At 35.7% G+C, this 18,776-nt stretch carries 18 protein-coding genes; 11 read left to right on the top strand and 7 right to left on the bottom strand.

The window, feature by feature from the left end; translation table 11 throughout:
• The first annotated feature begins 119 nt into the window (after positions 1-119).
• The 9 genes from B2Z27_RS00090 (at position 120) to B2Z27_RS00050 (ending at position 7,899) form a co-directional block, all read left to right on the top strand.
• A complete protein-coding gene (locus tag B2Z27_RS00090; protein WP_058104477.1) occupies positions 120-449 on the top strand; it encodes a HesB/IscA family protein in 330 nt (109 codons plus the stop codon).
• A 79-nt stretch (positions 450-528) separates the two neighbouring features.
• The gene (gene sufB / locus B2Z27_RS00085) at positions 529-1,974 is read left to right on the top strand and encodes a Fe-S cluster assembly protein SufB (RefSeq protein WP_058104476.1); all 1,446 of its coding nucleotides are present in this window, start codon (positions 529-531) and stop codon (positions 1,972-1,974) included.
• A gap of 55 nt (positions 1,975-2,029) precedes the next feature.
• Complete coding sequence (gene sufC, locus B2Z27_RS00080) at positions 2,030-2,782, top strand: Fe-S cluster assembly ATPase SufC (RefSeq protein ID WP_058104475.1); 753 nt, start codon at positions 2,030-2,032, stop codon at positions 2,780-2,782.
• A 76-nt stretch (positions 2,783-2,858) separates the two neighbouring features.
• A complete protein-coding gene (gene sufD, locus B2Z27_RS00075; RefSeq protein WP_286812084.1) occupies positions 2,859-4,175 on the top strand; it encodes a Fe-S cluster assembly protein SufD in 1,317 nt (438 codons plus the stop codon).
• A gap of 144 nt (positions 4,176-4,319) precedes the next feature.
• Positions 4,320-5,534 (top strand): aminotransferase class V-fold PLP-dependent enzyme, encoded by a 1,215-nt coding sequence (locus B2Z27_RS00070; protein WP_286812083.1) that lies wholly within the window; start codon positions 4,320-4,322, stop codon positions 5,532-5,534.
• 73 nt (positions 5,535-5,607) lie between these two features.
• Positions 5,608-6,033 carry a SufE family protein gene (locus tag B2Z27_RS00065; RefSeq protein WP_071340900.1) on the top strand — a complete coding sequence of 142 codons (426 nt, stop codon included), beginning with the start codon at positions 5,608-5,610 and terminating at the stop codon, positions 6,031-6,033.
• Between the two features lie 5 nt (positions 6,034-6,038).
• A complete protein-coding gene (locus B2Z27_RS00060) occupies positions 6,039-6,371 on the top strand; it encodes an SUF system Fe-S cluster assembly protein (protein ID WP_058104470.1) in 333 nt (110 codons plus the stop codon).
• Positions 6,372-6,400: 29 nt separating this feature from the next.
• The gene (locus B2Z27_RS00055; protein ID WP_286812082.1) at positions 6,401-6,907 is read left to right on the top strand and encodes a DUF2480 family protein; all 507 of its coding nucleotides are present in this window, start codon (positions 6,401-6,403) and stop codon (positions 6,905-6,907) included.
• 71 nt (positions 6,908-6,978) lie between these two features.
• Positions 6,979-7,899 carry a DUF3078 domain-containing protein gene (locus tag B2Z27_RS00050; RefSeq protein ID WP_058104468.1) on the top strand — a complete coding sequence of 307 codons (921 nt, stop codon included), beginning with the start codon at positions 6,979-6,981 and terminating at the stop codon, positions 7,897-7,899.
• Between the two features lie 275 nt (positions 7,900-8,174).
• Here the strand turns inward: B2Z27_RS00050 and hflX are convergent, their stop codons facing one another.
• Positions 8,175-9,386 carry a GTPase HflX gene (hflX, locus tag B2Z27_RS00045; RefSeq protein ID WP_058104467.1) on the bottom strand — a complete coding sequence of 404 codons (1,212 nt, stop codon included), beginning with the start codon at positions 9,384-9,386 and terminating at the stop codon, positions 8,175-8,177.
• 110 nt (positions 9,387-9,496) lie between these two features.
• On the opposite strand from hflX, the gene B2Z27_RS00040 reads away from it, so the two are divergent.
• Together B2Z27_RS00040 and B2Z27_RS00035 are read left to right on the top strand one after the other, a co-directional pair.
• Positions 9,497-10,474, top strand: a complete 978-nt coding sequence (locus B2Z27_RS00040; RefSeq protein WP_286812081.1) for an endonuclease/exonuclease/phosphatase family protein — start codon at positions 9,497-9,499, stop codon at positions 10,472-10,474.
• A 164-nt stretch (positions 10,475-10,638) separates the two neighbouring features.
• Positions 10,639-12,837, top strand: coding sequence for a S8 family serine peptidase (locus B2Z27_RS00035; RefSeq protein ID WP_286812080.1), 2,199 nt, complete (start codon positions 10,639-10,641; stop codon positions 12,835-12,837).
• Positions 12,838-12,843: 6 nt separating this feature from the next.
• On the opposite strand, the gene B2Z27_RS00030 is transcribed toward B2Z27_RS00035, so the two are convergent.
• From B2Z27_RS00030 to B2Z27_RS00005, 6 genes are all read right to left on the bottom strand, one after another.
• Positions 12,844-13,353: a DUF3124 domain-containing protein gene (locus tag B2Z27_RS00030; RefSeq protein WP_074671023.1), complete on the bottom strand. Its 510-nt coding sequence runs from the start codon at positions 13,351-13,353 to the stop codon at positions 12,844-12,846.
• Positions 13,354-13,447: 94 nt separating this feature from the next.
• Positions 13,448-14,167: a 3'-5' exonuclease gene (locus B2Z27_RS00025; protein WP_286812079.1), complete on the bottom strand. Its 720-nt coding sequence runs from the start codon at positions 14,165-14,167 to the stop codon at positions 13,448-13,450.
• Positions 14,168-14,793: 626 nt separating this feature from the next.
• Positions 14,794-15,894 (bottom strand): DUF695 domain-containing protein, encoded by a 1,101-nt coding sequence (locus B2Z27_RS00020; RefSeq protein ID WP_286812078.1) that lies wholly within the window; start codon positions 15,892-15,894, stop codon positions 14,794-14,796.
• Between the two features lie 744 nt (positions 15,895-16,638).
• Entirely contained in the window at positions 16,639-17,052 is a 414-nt protein-coding gene (locus B2Z27_RS00015) for a DUF6326 family protein (RefSeq protein WP_286812077.1), read from the bottom strand.
• A 319-nt stretch (positions 17,053-17,371) separates the two neighbouring features.
• Positions 17,372-17,875: a hypothetical protein gene (locus tag B2Z27_RS00010; RefSeq protein WP_286812076.1), complete on the bottom strand. Its 504-nt coding sequence runs from the start codon at positions 17,873-17,875 to the stop codon at positions 17,372-17,374.
• A 192-nt stretch (positions 17,876-18,067) separates the two neighbouring features.
• Positions 18,068-18,616 carry an STM3941 family protein gene (locus B2Z27_RS00005; protein ID WP_286812075.1) on the bottom strand — a complete coding sequence of 183 codons (549 nt, stop codon included), beginning with the start codon at positions 18,614-18,616 and terminating at the stop codon, positions 18,068-18,070.
• Positions 18,617-18,776: the final 160 nt, after the last annotated feature.

Genomic DNA, 18,776 nt, shown 5'->3' with positions numbered 1-18,776 from the left:
CAACAGTTGATCATAGGATTTCTCTATTGACTTATACGTTATAATAATGTAAGGTTCTATGGTAAAAACCTACTTATAACGTATATTTGTAAACTATTTTTAGATTAAATCAAGATATTATGATTCAAGTATCAGAAACGGCTAAACAGAAAGTCATCAGCCTCATGACAGAAGAGGGTTTTGATGCTTCTAAAGATTTTGTGCGTGTTGGTGTTAAGAGTGGCGGGTGTAGTGGATTATCTTACGAGTTAAACTTCGATAATAAGAAAGATGAAGCTGATAAAGTGTTCGAAGACAATAATGTACGAATTATCGTAGATAAAAAAAGCTTTTTATATTTAGTAGGAACTGTGTTGGAATACTCAGGTGGTCTAAACGGAAAAGGATTTGTTTTTAACAACCCTAACGCACAAAGAACCTGTGGTTGTGGCGAAAGTTTTTCATTATAGAATGAAGTGAAGTTTTAAATATGTAAAAGGGATATGGTTAGTTTTTAAACCTATTTGTTTTGCTTTTTAAGTACAATATATGGCATATACAGAAGAAGAATTAAAGAAAGAACTGGAAACCAAAGAATACGAGTATGGTTTCTATACAGATATTGAATCCGAAACGTTTCCCAATGGTTTAAACGAAGAGATCGTTATTGCTATTTCTAAGAAAAAAGGAGAGCCGGAATGGATGACGCTTTGGAGATTAGAGGCTTTTAAGTACTGGAAAGAAATGGAAGAGCCAGAATGGGCTAATGTACATTATCAAAAACCAGATTTTCAAGCGATATCTTACTACTCTGCTCCAAAGAAAGCAGATCCGAACAAAACTTTAGATGATGTTGATCCAGAGTTGTTGGAGATGTACAAAAAGTTGGGAATATCTGTAGATGAGCAAAAGAAACTTCAAAATGTAGCGGTAGATATTGTAATGGATTCGGTATCCGTAGCAACGACATTTAAGAAGACCTTGGCGGAAAAAGGTATTATTTTCTGTTCCATTTCTGAAGCTATTAAAGATCACCCAGAATTGGTGAAAAAGTATATTGGTTCTGTAGTTCCAAAAAGAGATAATTTTTACGCAGCCTTAAATTCTGCGGTTTTCTCTGATGGTAGTTTCTGTTACATTCCAAAAGGTGTTCGTTGCCCAATGGAACTTTCTACTTATTTTAGAATAAACCAAGCAGGTACAGGTCAGTTTGAGCGTACCTTGGTTATTGCTGATGAAGATAGTTATGTAAGTTATCTTGAAGGTTGTACTGCACCTTCCAGAGATGAAAACCAATTACATGCAGCCGTTGTAGAGCTTATTGCTTTAGATGGTGCGGAAATTAAATACTCAACGGTACAAAACTGGTTCCCTGGAGGGAAAGATGGTAAAGGCGGAGTATTCAATTTTGTTACCAAAAGAGCATTGGTGGAAAAGAACGCCAAAGTTTCTTGGACTCAGGTAGAGACAGGATCTGCCGTTACTTGGAAATATCCTTCTTGTATCTTAAAAGGAGATAACTCCATAGGGGAATTCTATTCTATTGCAGTAACAAACAATTACCAACAAGCAGATACGGGAACTAAAATGGTTCATATTGGTAAGAACACCAAGAGTACTATTATTTCTAAAGGTATTTCTGCAGGTAAATCCCAAAATAGTTACCGAGGACTGGTACAGGTGAACAGCCGTGCAGAAGGTGCACGAAACTTCTCTCAATGCGATTCTTTGTTGATGGGTAACGAGTGTGGTGCACATACCTTCCCGTACATTGAGGCAAAGAACAAAAGCGCCATGATAGAGCACGAGGCTACTACAAGTAAAATTGGTGAAGATCAAATTTTCTACTGTAACCAAAGAGGTATAGATACTGAAAAGGCAATTGCATTGATCGTAAACGGTTTTAGTAAAGAGGTACTGAACAAACTACCGATGGAATTTGCTGTAGAAGCCCAAAAGCTATTGGAAATTAGTTTAGAGGGTTCTGTAGGATAAGAAAAGTCAATATTAAAAAAAGCCATAGGCACCAGAATATTTAAAGTAACATATTATGTTGAAAATTAAAGATCTACATGCTAGTGTAGAGGATAAGGAAATATTAAAAGGAATTAATCTAGAAGTTAAAGCAGGTGAAGTGCATGCTATCATGGGACCAAATGGTTCAGGTAAGAGTACATTGGCTTCTGTAATTGCAGGTAATGAGAACTTTGAAGTTACCCAAGGGTCTATTGAACTAAGCGGAGAAGATTTAGAGGATGTATCTCCAGAAGAAAGAGCGCATAAAGGTGTTTTTCTTTCTTTTCAATACCCAGTGGAAATTCCAGGCGTTTCTGTAACCAACTTTATGAAAACTGCCATTAACGAATCTCGTAAGGCAAAAGGTTTAGAGGACATGCCTGCCAAGGATATGTTGAAATTAATCCGTGAGAAATCTGAATTATTGGAAATTGACCGCAAGTTCTTATCTAGATCTTTGAACGAAGGATTCTCTGGTGGTGAGAAAAAGAGAAACGAAATTTTTCAAATGGCAATGTTAGAGCCAAAGGTGGCTATCTTAGATGAAACCGATTCTGGTTTGGATATTGATGCCCTAAGAATTGTCGCTAGCGGTGTAAATAAGTTAAAGAGTAAGGATAATGCAGTTATCTTAATTACACACTACCAACGTTTGTTGGAATATATAGTGCCTGATTATGTTCATGTTTTGCACAATGGTAAAATTGTGAAATCTGGCGGAAAGGAACTTGCCTTGGAACTAGAAGAGAAAGGATACGACTGGTTAAAGCAAGAAACAGCGGTTTAAAAAATTAGTACTAAGTACAAAGTACTTAGTATAGAGTACTTATTACTTTGTACTAAGGACTTAATACTAAAGATATATGGATTTAAAAGATAAATTGATTTCCTCTTTTATGGCGTTTGAGAACAACGTGGATGTAGAGCATCCGGTACACGATGTTCGTATGGCGGCTATAAAGAACTTTGAGGAAAAAGGGTTTCCTTCCAAAAAGGAGGAAGCATGGAAATATACTTCGCTTAATAGCTTACAGAAAATCGATTTTAGCATTTTTCCAAAGGAGGATAATGCGTTGGAATATAAAGATGTAAAGCGTTACTTCTTACACGAGATCGATTCTTATAAGATTGTTTTCGTAGATGGTATTTACAGTTCTTACCTTTCTGAGACTACACATGACGGTGTAGATATCTGCTTAATGAGTGCTGCACTTACCAAGCCAATGTACAAACCGGTTATAGATGTGTATTTCAATAAAATTGCATCTGAAGACGAGTCATTGACATCTTTGAATACGGCATTTAGTAGAGAAGGGGCATATATCTATATTCCTAAGAACAAGATGCCTAAAAAACCTATTGAAATTTTACATTTCTCCACAGGTAATGAGGCTTCACTAATGTTGCAACCACGTAATTTGATCGTTGTTGAAGAAAATGCCGAGGTACAAATAATTGAACGTCACCAGAGTTTAACCTCAAACGAGGTACTTACCAATGCGGTTACGGAAATTTTTGCCGCTAAAAGTGCTATCGTAGATTTTTATAAGATTCAGAACGATGTTGAATCTGCTTCATTAATAGACAATACCTATATCGATCAAAAAGATAAGAGTGTCGTTAAGGTTCATACCTTCTCCTTTGGGGGTAAACTAACTCGTAACAACCTTAATTTTTATCAGAATGGGGAGTATATAGACTCTACCATGAAAGGTGTTACTATATTAGGTGAAAAGCAACATGTAGATCACCATACCTTAGTGCATCATATTGAACCTAATTGTGAAAGTCACCAAGATTACAAAGGTATTTATGGTGATAGTTCAACTGGGGTATTTAATGGTAAAATTATCGTTGATAAAATTGCTCAAAAGACTAATGCTTTTCAGCAGAACAATAATATTTTAATCAGTGACAAGGCTAGCATCAATACAAAACCGCAATTAGAGATTTTTGCCGATGATGTAAAATGTTCCCACGGTTGTACTATTGGTCAGTTAGATGAAGATGCATTATTCTACCTGCAATCTAGAGGTATTCCACAGAAAGAAGCAAGAGCATTATTAATGTATGCCTTTGCAAATAACGTATTGTCTTCTGTTCGTATTCCTGAACTAAAGACTAGAATAAATAAACTGATTGCTAAGAAGCTTGGGGTGAACCTTGGGTTTGATTTGTAAAATATTTCTATAGTAAGATGTATTTAAAGGATAGTTATTTTGTTAACTATCCTTTTTTTTATTTTAATCCGATGATGAACAAAATCATATTTCAATAATAATTGTTTTCATTATCGGGTATCTTTGTATATAAGAAGATTGACTATGTTAGATATTAAAAAAATAAGAGAAGATTTTCCAATACTTAAGCGAGAGGTAAATGGTAAGCCATTGGTCTATTTGGACAATGCCGCTACATCGCAAACGCCACAACAGGTTATTGATGCTATTGTAGATTATTATCAGAACTATAATGCCAACATACATCGTGGGGTGCATACGCTTTCGCAAGAGGCTACAGATAAATATGAGCAGGCTAGATTAAAGATTCAGAAGCATTTTAATGCTGCAAAATCTTATGAAATCATATTCACGTCCGGAACAACGCATAGTATAAATCTTGTTGCCAACGGATTCTCTGCATTGATCCAGAAAGGTGATGAGGTAATTGTTTCTGCCATGGAACATCATTCCAATATTGTGCCTTGGCAAATGTTATGCGAGCGTACCGGTGCAATTTTAAAAGTAATTCCAATGAATCAAGAAGGGGAATTACTGATGGATGCGTACGAAGAGCTGTTGTCCAATAAAACGAAATTGGTATTCTGCAATCATATTTCAAATGCGTTAGGTACCATTAACCCTATTGAAGAAATTATAGATAAGGCACATAAGGTTGGCGCTGCCGTATTAATTGATGGGGCACAGGCAGCTCCGCATTTAGTGGCAGATGTACAAGCTTTGGATGTTGATTTTTATACCTGCTCCGCTCATAAAATATGTGGACCAACGGGAGTTGGTATGTTATACGGTAAAGAAGAGTGGCTAAATAAATTACCACCGTACCAAGGTGGTGGCGAAATGATCGCGGAGGTTACGTTTGAGAAAACTACCTATGCAGATTTGCCTCATAAATTTGAAGCGGGTACGCCTAATATTTGTGGTGGTATTGCTTTTGGCGCGGCATTGGACTATATGAATGCCATAGGTTTTGAGGAAATTGCCAAGTATGAACAAGCATTATTAGAGTACGCTACACAAGAACTATTGAAGATAGACGGACTTAAAATCTATGGTACAGCTAAGAAAAAAACGTCTGTGATATCATTCAATATAGAAGGTATACACCCTTATGATATGGGTAGCATTCTAGATAAATTGGGTATTGCGGTACGTACAGGTCATCATTGTGCTCAACCAATAATGGACTTCTTTAAAATACCGGGTACTGTGCGTGCAAGTTTTGCATTTTATAATACCAGAGATGAAGTAGATGTGCTTATCGCCGGTGTTTTAAAAGCAAAAAGCATGTTGTTGTAACACAAAGTTTCATTGGTAATGTAAAGGTTTGAAATGCATCAATTGTTATCGTATTTTTGTATAAAATAAAGCAATGGAAATAAAAGAGATTCAAGAAGAGATAATAGACGAATTTTCCATGTTCGATGATTGGATGCAACGGTATGAATATATGATCGAGTTGGGCAAATCTTTGCCTTTGATCAAAGAAGAATTCAAGACCGATGATAATATTATAAAGGGTTGTCAAAGCAAGGTTTGGGTACATGCGGAGCTTGAAGATAATAAGTTGGTTTTTACTGCGGATAGTGATGCCATTATTACAAAAGGTATTATTGCCATTTTAATTAGGGCGTTCAGCAATCAAAAGCCACAAGATATTTTAGATGCGGATACCCAATTTATTGATGAAATTGGATTAAAAGAGCATTTATCGCCCACAAGGGCAAATGGTTTGGTGAGTATGATCAAACAACTGAAGTTATACGCAGTGGCGTATCAAACACAAATTGAAGAATAGAAATTATGAGTGACGAAAATATAGCAGAGGATAGTGCAGAATTAGGGGAGAAAATTGTTCGTATTTTAAAAACGATTTATGATCCGGAAATTCCTGTGGACATCTATGAATTAGGCTTAATTTATGATGTATTGGTGAACGAGGACAATGAAGTAAAGATTTTAATGACCCTTACTTCTCCTAACTGCCCAGTAGCGGAAAGCTTGCCTGCAGAGGTTGAAGAGAAAGTAAAATCATTGGATGCCATTAAAGATGCAGAGGTTGAAATTACTTTTGATCCACCTTGGACCCAAGATTTAATGAGCGAAGAGGCTAAATTAGAATTAGGTCTACTTTAATTAGACCAAGCAATTGATAACGTGCTTCTATGGAAGAGGAAATTGTAAATAAAGTTGCCCAAAGCAAATTGATCACCTTTAATCTTGAGGATTACTATCCAAAAGGTGAAAGAATGGTTTTGGACATCAAAGATTGGCTGTATGAAGGCTTTATTCTCAAAGAAAAAGAATTTAGAGCCTTTGTTGATGGCCATGACTGGTCGCAATATACAGATGCATACGTTGCCATGCATTGTTCCACAGATGCTATAATACCTGGCTGGGCTTACTTATTGCTAAGTGTAAAGCTTAGCGGTATTGCCAAAAAGGCGGTACAGGGTTCATTGGTAGATCTGGAAACCAGTATATATCAATCCGTAATTGAAAATATAGATATATCAGAATATCAAGATAGATTAATTATCATAAAAGGTTGTAGTAAAAAACCTGTTCCTGCCAACGCATATCTTTTTCTGGCTGAGCGTTTAAAGCCTGTAGCAAAGTCTATCATGTACGGTGAGGCTTGCTCTTCTGTGCCTTTATACAAAAGAAAATAACATTTTCCTTTTTATAGATGGCGTCAATAATATTACCTTTGCGCCACTATAAACTATAAACATTAAGTATTATGAAGAAAATTGTATTAACCCTAGCTCTTGCTTTTGTAGCAACCGTTGGTTTTTCTCAAACGGAAGAGGAATTAAAAACACAGTTAGGTGCAGCTAAAGATTCAATAGCGGCTATACAAGGTAGGGCAGATGCTATACAAGGTAAAATTGACGCCTTGCCAGGTTGGAAAAAAGGTGCCTTTGGTACTATTGGTGCAAACTTGAGCAGCTTTAACAACTGGTATGGTCAAGGAACTCCAGATTTAGCTTCTGGTAACATTGGTGTAACCGTAAATGCGTTTGCCAACTTAAAGGAAGAAAAATTCTTTTGGAGAAATTCTGCGAATGTAAACCTTGGATGGGTAAAGTTCGATGATAAGAACGACGATACCGATGATGATAGCTTTCAAAAAGGTACCGATGTATTTAACATCACATCTCTTTATGGTAGAAATATTAGCAAAACGTGGGCCATTTCTGGTTTAGGTGAATATAGAACTACTATACTAGATAACTTCAACGATCCTGGATACCTTGATTTAGGGGTTGGTGCTACTTGGAACCCTAATGCCAATTTAGTGGTTGTAATACACCCATTAAACTACAACTTTGTATTTAGTGATAACGATGCAGTTTTTGAGTCTTCTTTAGGTGCTAAGATCGTTGCCGATTATACCAAAAAATTTGGAGCGATCAATTTCAAGTCTAACCTTTCTATGTTTCAAAGCTACAAGAGCGGAGACCTTTCTAACTTAACTTGGATCAACTCTTTTGGTTACACGTTATGGAACGGTATTGGTTTAGGTTTTGAATTTGGTTTACGTGACAACAAGCAAGAAGCTTTAAATTTCGCATTAGCTGATAACCCTGCTGAAACATTTGATACTGTAGATAACAAGTTACAGACATACTTCTTGGTAGGTCTTAACTATGCGTTCTAAGTATAAGAAGTTTTAAGTGTACAAATTAAAAAAGCCCTCTGTTCAGAGGGCTTTTTTCGGTTAAGTAATTATCGTAAAATTTGGGGTTTTACTTTTTGTTTTCATAAGTAAAATATCGATTTGGGGTCAATACCTTTGCTTAAGTACACTGTAAAATTAATGCATAAGGTCTTGCTGAAAACAATTTATGTTGTGAACTGATCGCATTGTGTGGTGAGATTTACCATCGGTTTCATTTCATCGATGAACTGCATCAATTCTATTAAAATTGGTATTTAGTATTCGTCCAAATGCTCTGGATAAAGAAAATTATTATATGGAAAACGGGTTACATGGATGTCTCTTACCTCATCATAGACACGTTTTCTAAACTCATCTAAATTTTCTTTGTTCAATGCAGAGATAAAAATAGCACGGTCACCCACTTTTTCCATCCAGGTATGTTTCCAATCATTAATGGTAAAATGCCTTCCGGTACGCTCGGTAACTAAATCGTCTTCATCAATGGTTTCATGCTCATACTGGTCTATTTTATTGAAGACCATGATGGTTTTTTTATCCGAACTTTTAATATCCGATAGAATATTGTTTACAGAGTCTATATGCTCTTCAAACTGTGGATGAGAGATATCTACAATATGTAAAAGCAAATCTGCTTCACGAACTTCATCTAAGGTACTTTTAAAGCTTTCTACCAATTGCGTAGGTAGTTTTCTAATAAATCCTACCGTATCACTTAAAAGAAAGGGTAAATTGCCCAGAACTACCTTTCTTACCGTGGTATCCAAGGTGGCAAACAGTTTGTTCTCGGCAAAAACATCGCTCTTACTAATAACGTTCATTAAGGTAGATTTGCCCACGTTGGTATACCCTACCAAAGCAACGCGTACCAAAGCGCCACGGTTACCTCTTTGGGTTTCCATTTGGCGGTCTATTTTCGCCAACTTCTTTTTAAGCAGTGTTATACGATCACGTACAATACGTCTATCCGTTTCAATTTCGGTTTCTCCGGGCCCACGCATTCCTATACCACCTTTTTGTCGTTCAAGGTGGGTCCAAAGTCCGGTAAGTCTTGGCAGCAAATATTCATATTGTGCCAGCTCTACTTGGGTACGGGCATAACTGGTCTGTGCACGTTGTGCAAAAATGTCCAGGATCAAACTTGTTCTATCAATGATCTTACAGCGTAATATTTTTTCAATGTTACGTTGCTGTGCAGGTGATAGTTCGTCATCAAAAATAACAGAACCTATTTCGTTCTCTTGAACATAACGTTCTACCTCTTCCATTTTACCACTGCCGATCAGTGTTTTTGGATTAGGTACATCCATACGTTGTACAAACCTTTTGGTTACTTCTCCACCAGCGGTGTAGGTAAGGAATTCTAACTCATCTAAATACTCAGTTACCTTTTCTTCATTCTGTTCCTTATTGATAATACCAATAAGAACCGCTTTTTCATAATCTATACTCTTCTTTTCTATCATAATACCGTAAAGTGCAAAATTAAGCAATTACCCATAAGCTATTTCGTATTTTTATTGACTCGATAATCAAGAGTACGTGCTCGGAAGTAGTTTACTCATTAATATTATACATGCGATTACCATTTTTTAAGAAAAAGACTAAAAAACAGCGCTACACGGTTGCTTTCTACAATTTAGAAAATCTATTTGATCCAGAACGTAATGTGAATATTTTGGACAAGGATTTTACCCCTAATGGAGTAAAAAAATGGACCGTTGAAAAATACCAGCGTAAACTTCAAAAACTTGCAAAAACTATTTTTAAGATAGGGGATGAGGAACACCCTTACCCACCTGCCTTAATAGGTGTGGCAGAAGCAGAGAACAATAGTGTGCTTAAGGCATTGTTAGATACCGATCCTTTAGATGATGTGGACTATGGTTTTATACATTTTGATTCTCCCGATGAACGCGGTATAGATACTGGGCTAATTTACCGTAAACGCTTTTTTAAAGTGTTGCATGCAGAACCATTGGCTTTGTTGGTAGACAATGTTGGGGGCGTAAGGGATACCACACGAGATATACTATATGTAAAGGGAGAGTTGAATAAAGAGTTGGTGCATGTATTTGTAAATCATTGGCCGTCTAGAAGAGATGGTGGTGTTGAGACGGAATATAAACGCGTAATTGCGGCAAAGGAAATAATTCAGCGTATTGAAGCTATTAGAATGGAAGAATTGGACCCCAATATTATTGTCATGGGCGATTTTAATGATGATCCATCTTCTTTAAGTATGCAGACTTTAAAAGATGTAGCCGGACTATTTAACCCTATGGAAACTTTGCATATACCAAATAACCGAGGGTCTTCCGTATATGGAAGCAAGTGGAATATGTTCGATCAAATTTTGGTCTCCAATTCATTTTTCAATTATGAAAAGAACACCCATAGTTTTGATAAGGCGGATATTTTTGACCATAAATCGCTTAGGGAAAAGAAGGGGAAATATAAAGGTACTCCTTATAGAACCTTCGTTTCTGACAAATATCTAGGGGGTTATAGCGATCACTTTCCGGTCTATGCTATGTTTACTTTCAACTCTTGACAGGGAAATAATTAGAAAGAAAAATCCTACACATCAAAAAATAGCGTTTTCACAACAGGTTCGCCGTAATGTTTAGGTAATTCATCGAATAAAAGTGTTCATTCACCGAACACTGCCCATGGTTATTATATTTGTAGTCCAAATCTTACAATAATAACCTAACGATGACTACCTACAAATCTACCTACCGTGCTAGTAGTATACTTTTGCTACTATTATTTGTTTTCACTATGGGCCAAATGGCCATGGCACAAACCTCTCAACAACGTTTACAAATTTCGGAAAACAATAAGAAAACGGCTTTGGCAAGTTTCAGGTCTAACTTAATTTCTGAATACGCTCTTGAAAGAACGAAATTAAAAGAGGTAGCCAAACTGAACAATTGGAAAATTAAAGAAACGTTGGCCAACGGTAAAAAAATTGAATTACAGGGTATAGGTGCAGATGGTAGTCCGCTATACTATGAAACATATTCAAATGAAGCAGGTTTGGTGTCAAGAGCAAGTACTTTAAATACAGATGGTTTAATGGGTTTGGATTTAAACGGTGATGGTATGAACGTTGGGGTTTGGGATGCCGGTATTGCATTACAACATCATGTAGAGTATACTTCTAGAATTGCGATCGGAGATGAGAATTCTGAAGTAGATAACCATGCCACCCATGTTACGGGCAGTATTATCTCTACAGGTCTTAAAAAAGATGCTAGAGGCGTTGCCAATAAGGCCAATGTTATTTCTCACGATTGGACAAGAGATAAAATAGAGGTTGCAGAAGCAGCTGCCAATGGTCTTTTGCTTTCTAACCATTCTTACGGGATTAAGGCTGATCGTGTACCAGATTGGTATTTTGGTGCCTATACCAAAGTTGCTCAGGATTGGGATAAAATTATGTACAACGCTCCTTATTATTTAATGGTTACCGCAGCTGGAAATGCTCAAAAAAGCATGGATAATGACACACCTACATACGGTAAAACTGCAGATGGATTTGATGTATTATTGGGTTTTACAATTTCTAAGAACAATATTACGGTTGCCGGTGCCAATTCTAAAATAGATAACAACGGAAACCTTAAAAGTGCCGATGTTTCCGCATACAGTAGCTTTGGTCCTGTTGACGATGGTAGAATTAAGCCAGATTTGGCAGGTAACGGTGGTTCTGTGTTGTCTACAGATGCTGCCAGCAATACAAGTTATGAAACATCTTCGGGTACTTCAATGGCTACACCTGGGGTTACGGGCTCGTTATTACTGTTACAACAATATCATGAAGAGCTTTACGGTGCGTACATGAAAGCCGCTACCTTAAAGGGTTTGGCTTTGCATACTGCAGATGATATAGATGCTGAAGGTCCTGATTACAAAATGGGATGGGGTATCATGAATGCTAAAAGTGCTGCCGAGTTATTGAACAATAAAGATTTTACAAGCCATGTGGCAGAAGAGTCTTTACAAAACGGCGATTCATTTTCATTTGAGGTTACTGCCAATGGTGATGACACATTGATCGCTTCTATTTCTTGGACAGATGTACAATCTAGCGTTGTAAATACGGGTGAGCTGAACAGCACAACGGCTGCCTTGGTAAACGATCTTGACATTAGAGTTACAAGAAACGGACAAACCTTTTTACCTTGGAAATTGAACCCGGCTCAAGCCAATAATGCAGCTATCAGAGGGGATAATAAAGTAGATCCTTTTGAAAGAATTGAAATCCCCAATGCAAGTGGTACGTATACCATTACGGTTACCCATAAAGGAGAACTTGTTAACGATGCTCAAGATTTTTCCTTGATCGTATCTGGCGTTTTAATGACTTCTTGTTCTATTGATGCTCCTGAAGTTGCCTTGGAACAAGCAGAAGCAGCTCAAGTAACATTAAATTGGAATGATAGTGAGGATGCCTTATATGAAATTCAGTATAAAGAAATATATCAGGAAGAATGGACTACCGAGTATATTTCTGTCAATAGCTTTATTTGGAAGGGATTGTCATTGGATCAAACCTACTCTTTTAGATTAAGAACATTCTGCTCACAGAACATTGCTTCTGAATATAGTGATGTAGCTACGTTTACTTTTACGGGCGAAGAGACGCAATTGGAAACGTTAAGCGCTTTAAGTGCCGATTCTCAAATTCCTTTTAATGTTTACCCTAACCCTGCGGTAGATGAAATTCAGTTAAACGTAAAAACATCGGATACGGCGGTTTATAGAATAATGAGCACTAGCGGTGTGGAATTAAAAATGGATGCGGCCACAAACTCAAGAATCAATGTTTCAGACCTGCCTTCTGGTCTTTACGTTTTACAGATTCAAGATTTTGATGTGAATAAGAGTACTAAGTTCTATAAGTATTAAATAGCTTTAGTTAATTCTTCTGGATTGTGTGGTAAACGAAAGTCCTTGTTGCCCAACAGTGGAATTCATTACGCCTTCAAACAATGGTTCTGGGGAATTTTTGGGTGCATGCCATTCAAAAATAAAATTAGAACCTGTACCGCCTTCAACATCCATCTCATCAATAATGATTTCTACGGTTTCAAGAGGTGCCAAATATATTGGGTGATTAAAGTAGTTGCGTAATGATACGCCATGGGTATCAAAATACTCGGCCTTGGTCAAGTATATGGTGTCTACATCACTGGTATTGCGTAAACTTACCATAGCCGTTAAATTATGGGTCTTATGCTCAGAGCTGCTATATATTTGGGAATAGATAGATAAGTAAGATTTACCATGTTCTAAAGAATCCATCGTTTTTATGGTCGCTTTTCTCTTGGTCCAGTTTTCAGGATTTATAGAGCTTATTTCCTTTTCTTGCACACAGCTTGCTACTAAGACAATTACCGAGAATAATAGGATGCACTTTTTCATAAATAAGTCGCTTTTAAAACTATGATGGTACAAACAAAATTACATCATTAGTCATGTATTTATATCGTTAGATGCTTTTTTTAACTCAAATCTATTATTTGGCTACTTTCTTTACTTCATCCTCTTTTAATACCGATTGGTTTCTTAGTCGTAAATAAACCTGGGCGGTAGTAAGCACATCTAATTCGCAATAGGTGATAATGCGGTTTAAATCGTTCTGTTCATAATAGACCACGCGTACCATACTGCCATCAATATCTTCTTTGGGCGATGGTATGCCCAGTACATGTGCCATTAATTTTAGGGAGGTATAATGCTTGTAATCACCAAACTTCCAAAGTTCCATGGTATCTATATGTGGTACTTCCCAGGGTTTTTTGCCAAATAAGTCTAGTTTCTGGGGCAATGATATGCCGTGAATAATCATTCTTCTAGCAATGTACGGGAAATCGAACTCCTTACCGTTATGGGCGCAAAGCACATGCTTGGCATGGTTAAAATGCTCGTCCAATAGGTCTTTAAAATCCTGTAGAAGCTTGTTTTCTTCACCGTGAAATGTGGTGATCCTAAAACTTCTTCGGTCACCTTGAATAATAAAATAACCTACCGAAATACAAATGATTTTACCAAACTCCGCCCAAATACCGGCACGTTCATAAAAATCCTCTGCCGTAATTTCGTCTTTTCGTTGGTATTGAGATTTATGAGCCCACAGTTCTTTGGTGGTATCATCCAACTGGTCAAAAGCACTTTTTTCCGGCACGGTCTCAATATCTAAAAACAAGATATTTTCAAGATGTATTTTATCGGGCATAGAAAGGTAAGATACTAATAAGTAAGAAATTATGGTAATTTCATTATCGTCTTACTTACAATAGCTGTTTTTTTATTTCTTAGATAGACTCTCCCATCTAATTATCTTGAAGTGGTGAACCGACCAACAAGTCTGTTTTTTACTGGTAGATGGAGTTGAAAATTGTAGTAAGCAACGACGGAAATGGCACAAGCATCGGTAAAATACAAAGAATGTAATGTTGAATGAGTGTTTTTAATGCTGAACAAACCAAACGGTTTGTTTTTTTGATCGCAAAAACGGGTTGGTTGGGCACAGAAATAGGAAGTAAACTTATATATTTTTTTTCAATAAGACTGAATTTATGATACATACCGTTTTTTGGCTTTAATTTGGTTTTTGACATTTCCAAAAGGAAATTGTCTGCCCAAAATCAAACCTTGGTTTGAAGTTAAGAATTTCCGTTTAGGAAATCCTACCACAATGAATTAATGCCCATTGTTACCATTAATTTATTATTCCATCAATGAAAGAATTCAATTCGGTCTGTTAATTCCATTCAAGTTACTGGTAACGTTTAGTGTATGGTATGGGTTTGTGGGCTACAAGCTTTTTAAAATTGCGATTAAAAATTTTGCCGGAAGACGTTAATTGTCTGGGTTAAAACGGTCAAATGATTTCCAATATTTGTCCTTGTAGATGTCATAAACTATTTCTTCTGAATCTTTATATTTTTCTTGAAATTCAAAGGCTACTTTTGATGGTTTTCTAAAGTCTTTACATGCAAAGTAAATCTCTCTAAGATTGTTAGCAGATTGCCTCCCAATGTATAAATAACCATCCTTATCTTTTAATTCTGCAAGCAATTCATCTTCTAAAACGTTAAGCCTTTTAAATGTACTGTCATCGGGCATTCCGTTATTTGACTCGCCGTTATATTTAATTTCAATACTCAAAATCCATGGGTGAGATGCTTTTCTATCCCATTTTATTAGGTCAGTATTTATTGCAGCAATCAGTTTTCTCCCACTTTCAAATGTTGCTTTAATGATTGAACATGAATCGGCATCAGAGTTTGTTCTAATTCCATCGTATTTTTCTACAAATTCTTTTTGTCGCCATGTGATAAAGTCTTTAAGTTTCCCGATCGGTATTAACTCTTTCTCCGCATCTTTCTTTTCTTGGAAATCTAAATTGTCAATTATTTCAATGAAATTCAATTCCCCAAGATAATTGTCCAAAAAGAGATAAGTTCCATTTATAATTTCAGATCTATTTTCATGGTTAAAATCAGCATGCACAATCGTTATATCAATCTCATCTGGATAATCTGGATTTTCATTAGCGTAAAAACTTAATTTTTCTTCGTTGAATTTTAGACCAGCCATACTAATCCCAATATCTTTTATATCAAGTGCTGGTTTTAATGAAGTAAATCTCCAATGATCAAGTTTTGGGGCAGACTCAATAAGTTCCTCAACAAAAACCACATTTTTAACATTTCCATCAGGTGTAATGATGAGTTCTGCAGTTTTGTCGTTATACATACCGGTCAGAAAGAAATAACCATCCTTTAATTCATTAAGTTTTGGAGTCAATTTATCAAAGAATTTATTTTCAATGTTTGATTGTTCTTTTACAATGGTAAAAAACGCTTTCTCGTTTTTCACGAACCAATCCCAAAAATCAGAATATGTATTTATAGGTTCATCTTTTCTTTGTCCAAATATTTTGTGTAAGAATTTCATTCTTTTAATGATTGTTTCGTGTTTGCAGGATATTTCCCTGTTTTTACTCTAACGTATTTTTCCAACGAAAAATGCCTGCCTGGCAATAAAAATATTTGATTGCATGAATTTTCAATTGATAATTAGGAGCGTATTTAAGGATACACCGTTTAATTTTGATTCTCATTAAATTGTTGATATCATCAGAAAGAACAAAAGAGTACATAAAGGTTGCTATAAATGGGGAAGCTTCTGACTTTGACAATCCCGATAGCTATCGGGAATAACTGGCTCTCTTTTATTACTTAGAATACGTCCAGTTCAGCAACCGATTGGATTTTTTGTCCAGAATTATAGTACAATGTCCCAATTTATATTTTTTGGCTAGTAGAGTAATATTTTTTCTTTAAGTAAACATAAGTTGGCAAGGTCAGAACTAATAAAATCCCGATTACTTTAGTCAAATCGGTCATTATAAAACGTCCAGTTTTCCATTCTATGTTTTCTGATTTTCCCTCAGAGATTTCTATTCCGCTATACACAAATAATGAAAATAGAATTATAATTAAAATCAGAAATGCTAGATTAAAATTTGCTTTTTTCATAGGTTCCTCAAATGACGCTCAACGTGTTTGGCAATGGTTTGCTGCGTGGTTAAGTACCTAAATTAGCAAATAAAAACTGAATAGGCAATCTGTATGAATTTTGGTAAGTAGACTAGAACTAACAATAAATTATATACGTTGAAGGTAACTGGCTTTTTTTTTAAAGTATTTGTTTTTCTTTAGGCCACTGCCAAGCATACCAAACAATTAATGCGGTAATGATACTTTCTAAAAACGCCAAGAATACATAGAAACTATACCACTCGGTATTTGAATTGAAGCCAATAAATAGCATCATTGTTGTAAACAAAATTCCAAATACAATATTCAGAACACGATTTATTTTCGGTTTAAGAATAATTGAAAGTGCAACCATTACTGATGAAGTTGCCAAAATCATTGAGGCTATTAATAATTTAGTGGGACTATCTAATATATTTTCGCCTGTAAGTAAACTGTTTATTTTTCCTGGTGTGTAGAGTTCAAAATAATCTCCATATAAATAACAGAAAGTTGCTGAAGCCCATAAAGCAGCAAGTTTAATTTTGATATTCACCTTTGGGTTTTCTAACATGTCCTTTAAAGTTTTAGAATTCAAGTGCCTTTGTATGTATAAAGACGCAAAATCTAATTAAATGGTTGCCTGAATTCTAAATTTGGTTGGGTTTTTAGCTTGTTGCCAACCGTTCGGTGAAGTTTAGTATATGGGCAAGAAAACCTTTTGTTGCGTTCTTAGCACGCAGCTAAAGCTTATTGTTTAGTTTTATTTTTCCAAAGCTAATGTTGAATATATCCCTACCGGGTGATTCTCAATTTTGGAACATCATAAACATAGACATACTCTTTTGTTTTGCTCTAAGTCCATATTGTTTATGGTTTTATTAGCTGCGGGCTTATTTCAGATTGTTTAGCAGGTTAAAATATCCGTCCCTCATCTTTAGACTTTCTCCAGCGATTGATTTGAAATAGATTGTATAGGTTTTGTTTTTTAACTCTTTTGTGTTGAATATTAAAGTGTATGTAATTGAATCTAATTTCACCATAAAGTTATCAGTAGAGCTTTTATCATTCAGTCCATCTTCAGTCCTGGTCTGGGATAGAATTTCACCATTTTTAGAAACGTTCTGTTCGATCAATTCTAGTCCTATTTCGGTAGGCAATATCCAAATATTCGGATGGTTTTCTTTTTCAAAATGTTCTGAATATTTTTTTTGGAGGATAATATTTAGGCTTTGCTTCCCAAAAATTGGGTCGGTGCCAACTTCAACGCTTTCAAGATATAGTCCATTTGAATTTGATATTTCAATTTCGCTACTATTCAATACATGTATTGTTCCAGATTTCTCATCTAAACAACTAATAGAGGTAATTAAAATAAAGAATAATAATTTTTTCATGGATTTTCCTGCTTACGCCTAACGTTTAGTACATGGAAAATAGGGCAGTAGAAAGCGATAACCTTTCGTGTTTGCACTGAGCCAAATCGTTGTATTTTGTTTTAATTTTTCTCTTTTAACACCAAATCAAAAGATTTGGCGACTTTGCAAATAGACAACAACCTTTGGGTTAAACACTAATCGCCCAATTTGCTATATATCATGTTGTAACTCGTTATTGTATTTTTCGAAGTATTTATTCAGTTTTTCATTCAATTCATTTGAGCTAATATCAATTCCGGATGCTGCAATATTGAAGGGAGAATTATAACTATTAATATTGAATCGCATCATTTTTTTTCTAATTGCGTTAGTCTCTTTTTCGAGCCAATAATCAGGGTTTTTTACTACAATAATTAGTATTTTCGTACTGTGTATTTTGATTTCTTCAAAGCCGAGTATTTCGTTCCATTTTATAAATTCAGTTAAAGACTTTTTAGGATTTACATTCAGTCCAGTTTTGTCAATAATCAGCGCTATTTCGGATTTAATGAGTCTTTTTATTCCAACAAATATTCCAAATCCAAAGAATAGAATTGCAGCAATACCCATTAAGCGGGTGAATACTGGATTTTTAGCTCTCCATCCTGTCAAATTATCGGCTTCTAATAGCATCCAAACTCCAATAGCAACAAACGCTATTGAGGCAAGGACTAAAAGAACTGACTTTTTTTTACTAGTATAAATTTCTATTCTATCCATTTTTGGTTAATGAGGTACAACGGTTTTGGCTATGGTTTCGTTGCGGAATGGTTCGACAGAACTATTCCGCCGTAAACCAAAGTTAGCAAACACGCAGGAATTTCCGAGAGGAAATTCCGCCGCAATGAACTATAGCCGTTGTGCCTGTTGCACAAGTTAA

The sequence above is a fragment of the Maribacter sp. UBA3344 genome (assembly GCF_002362375.1).
Taxonomy (GTDB): domain Bacteria; phylum Bacteroidota; class Bacteroidia; order Flavobacteriales; family Flavobacteriaceae; genus Maribacter; species Maribacter dokdonensis.
This window is presented reverse-complemented; position numbering and strand designations above follow the sequence as displayed.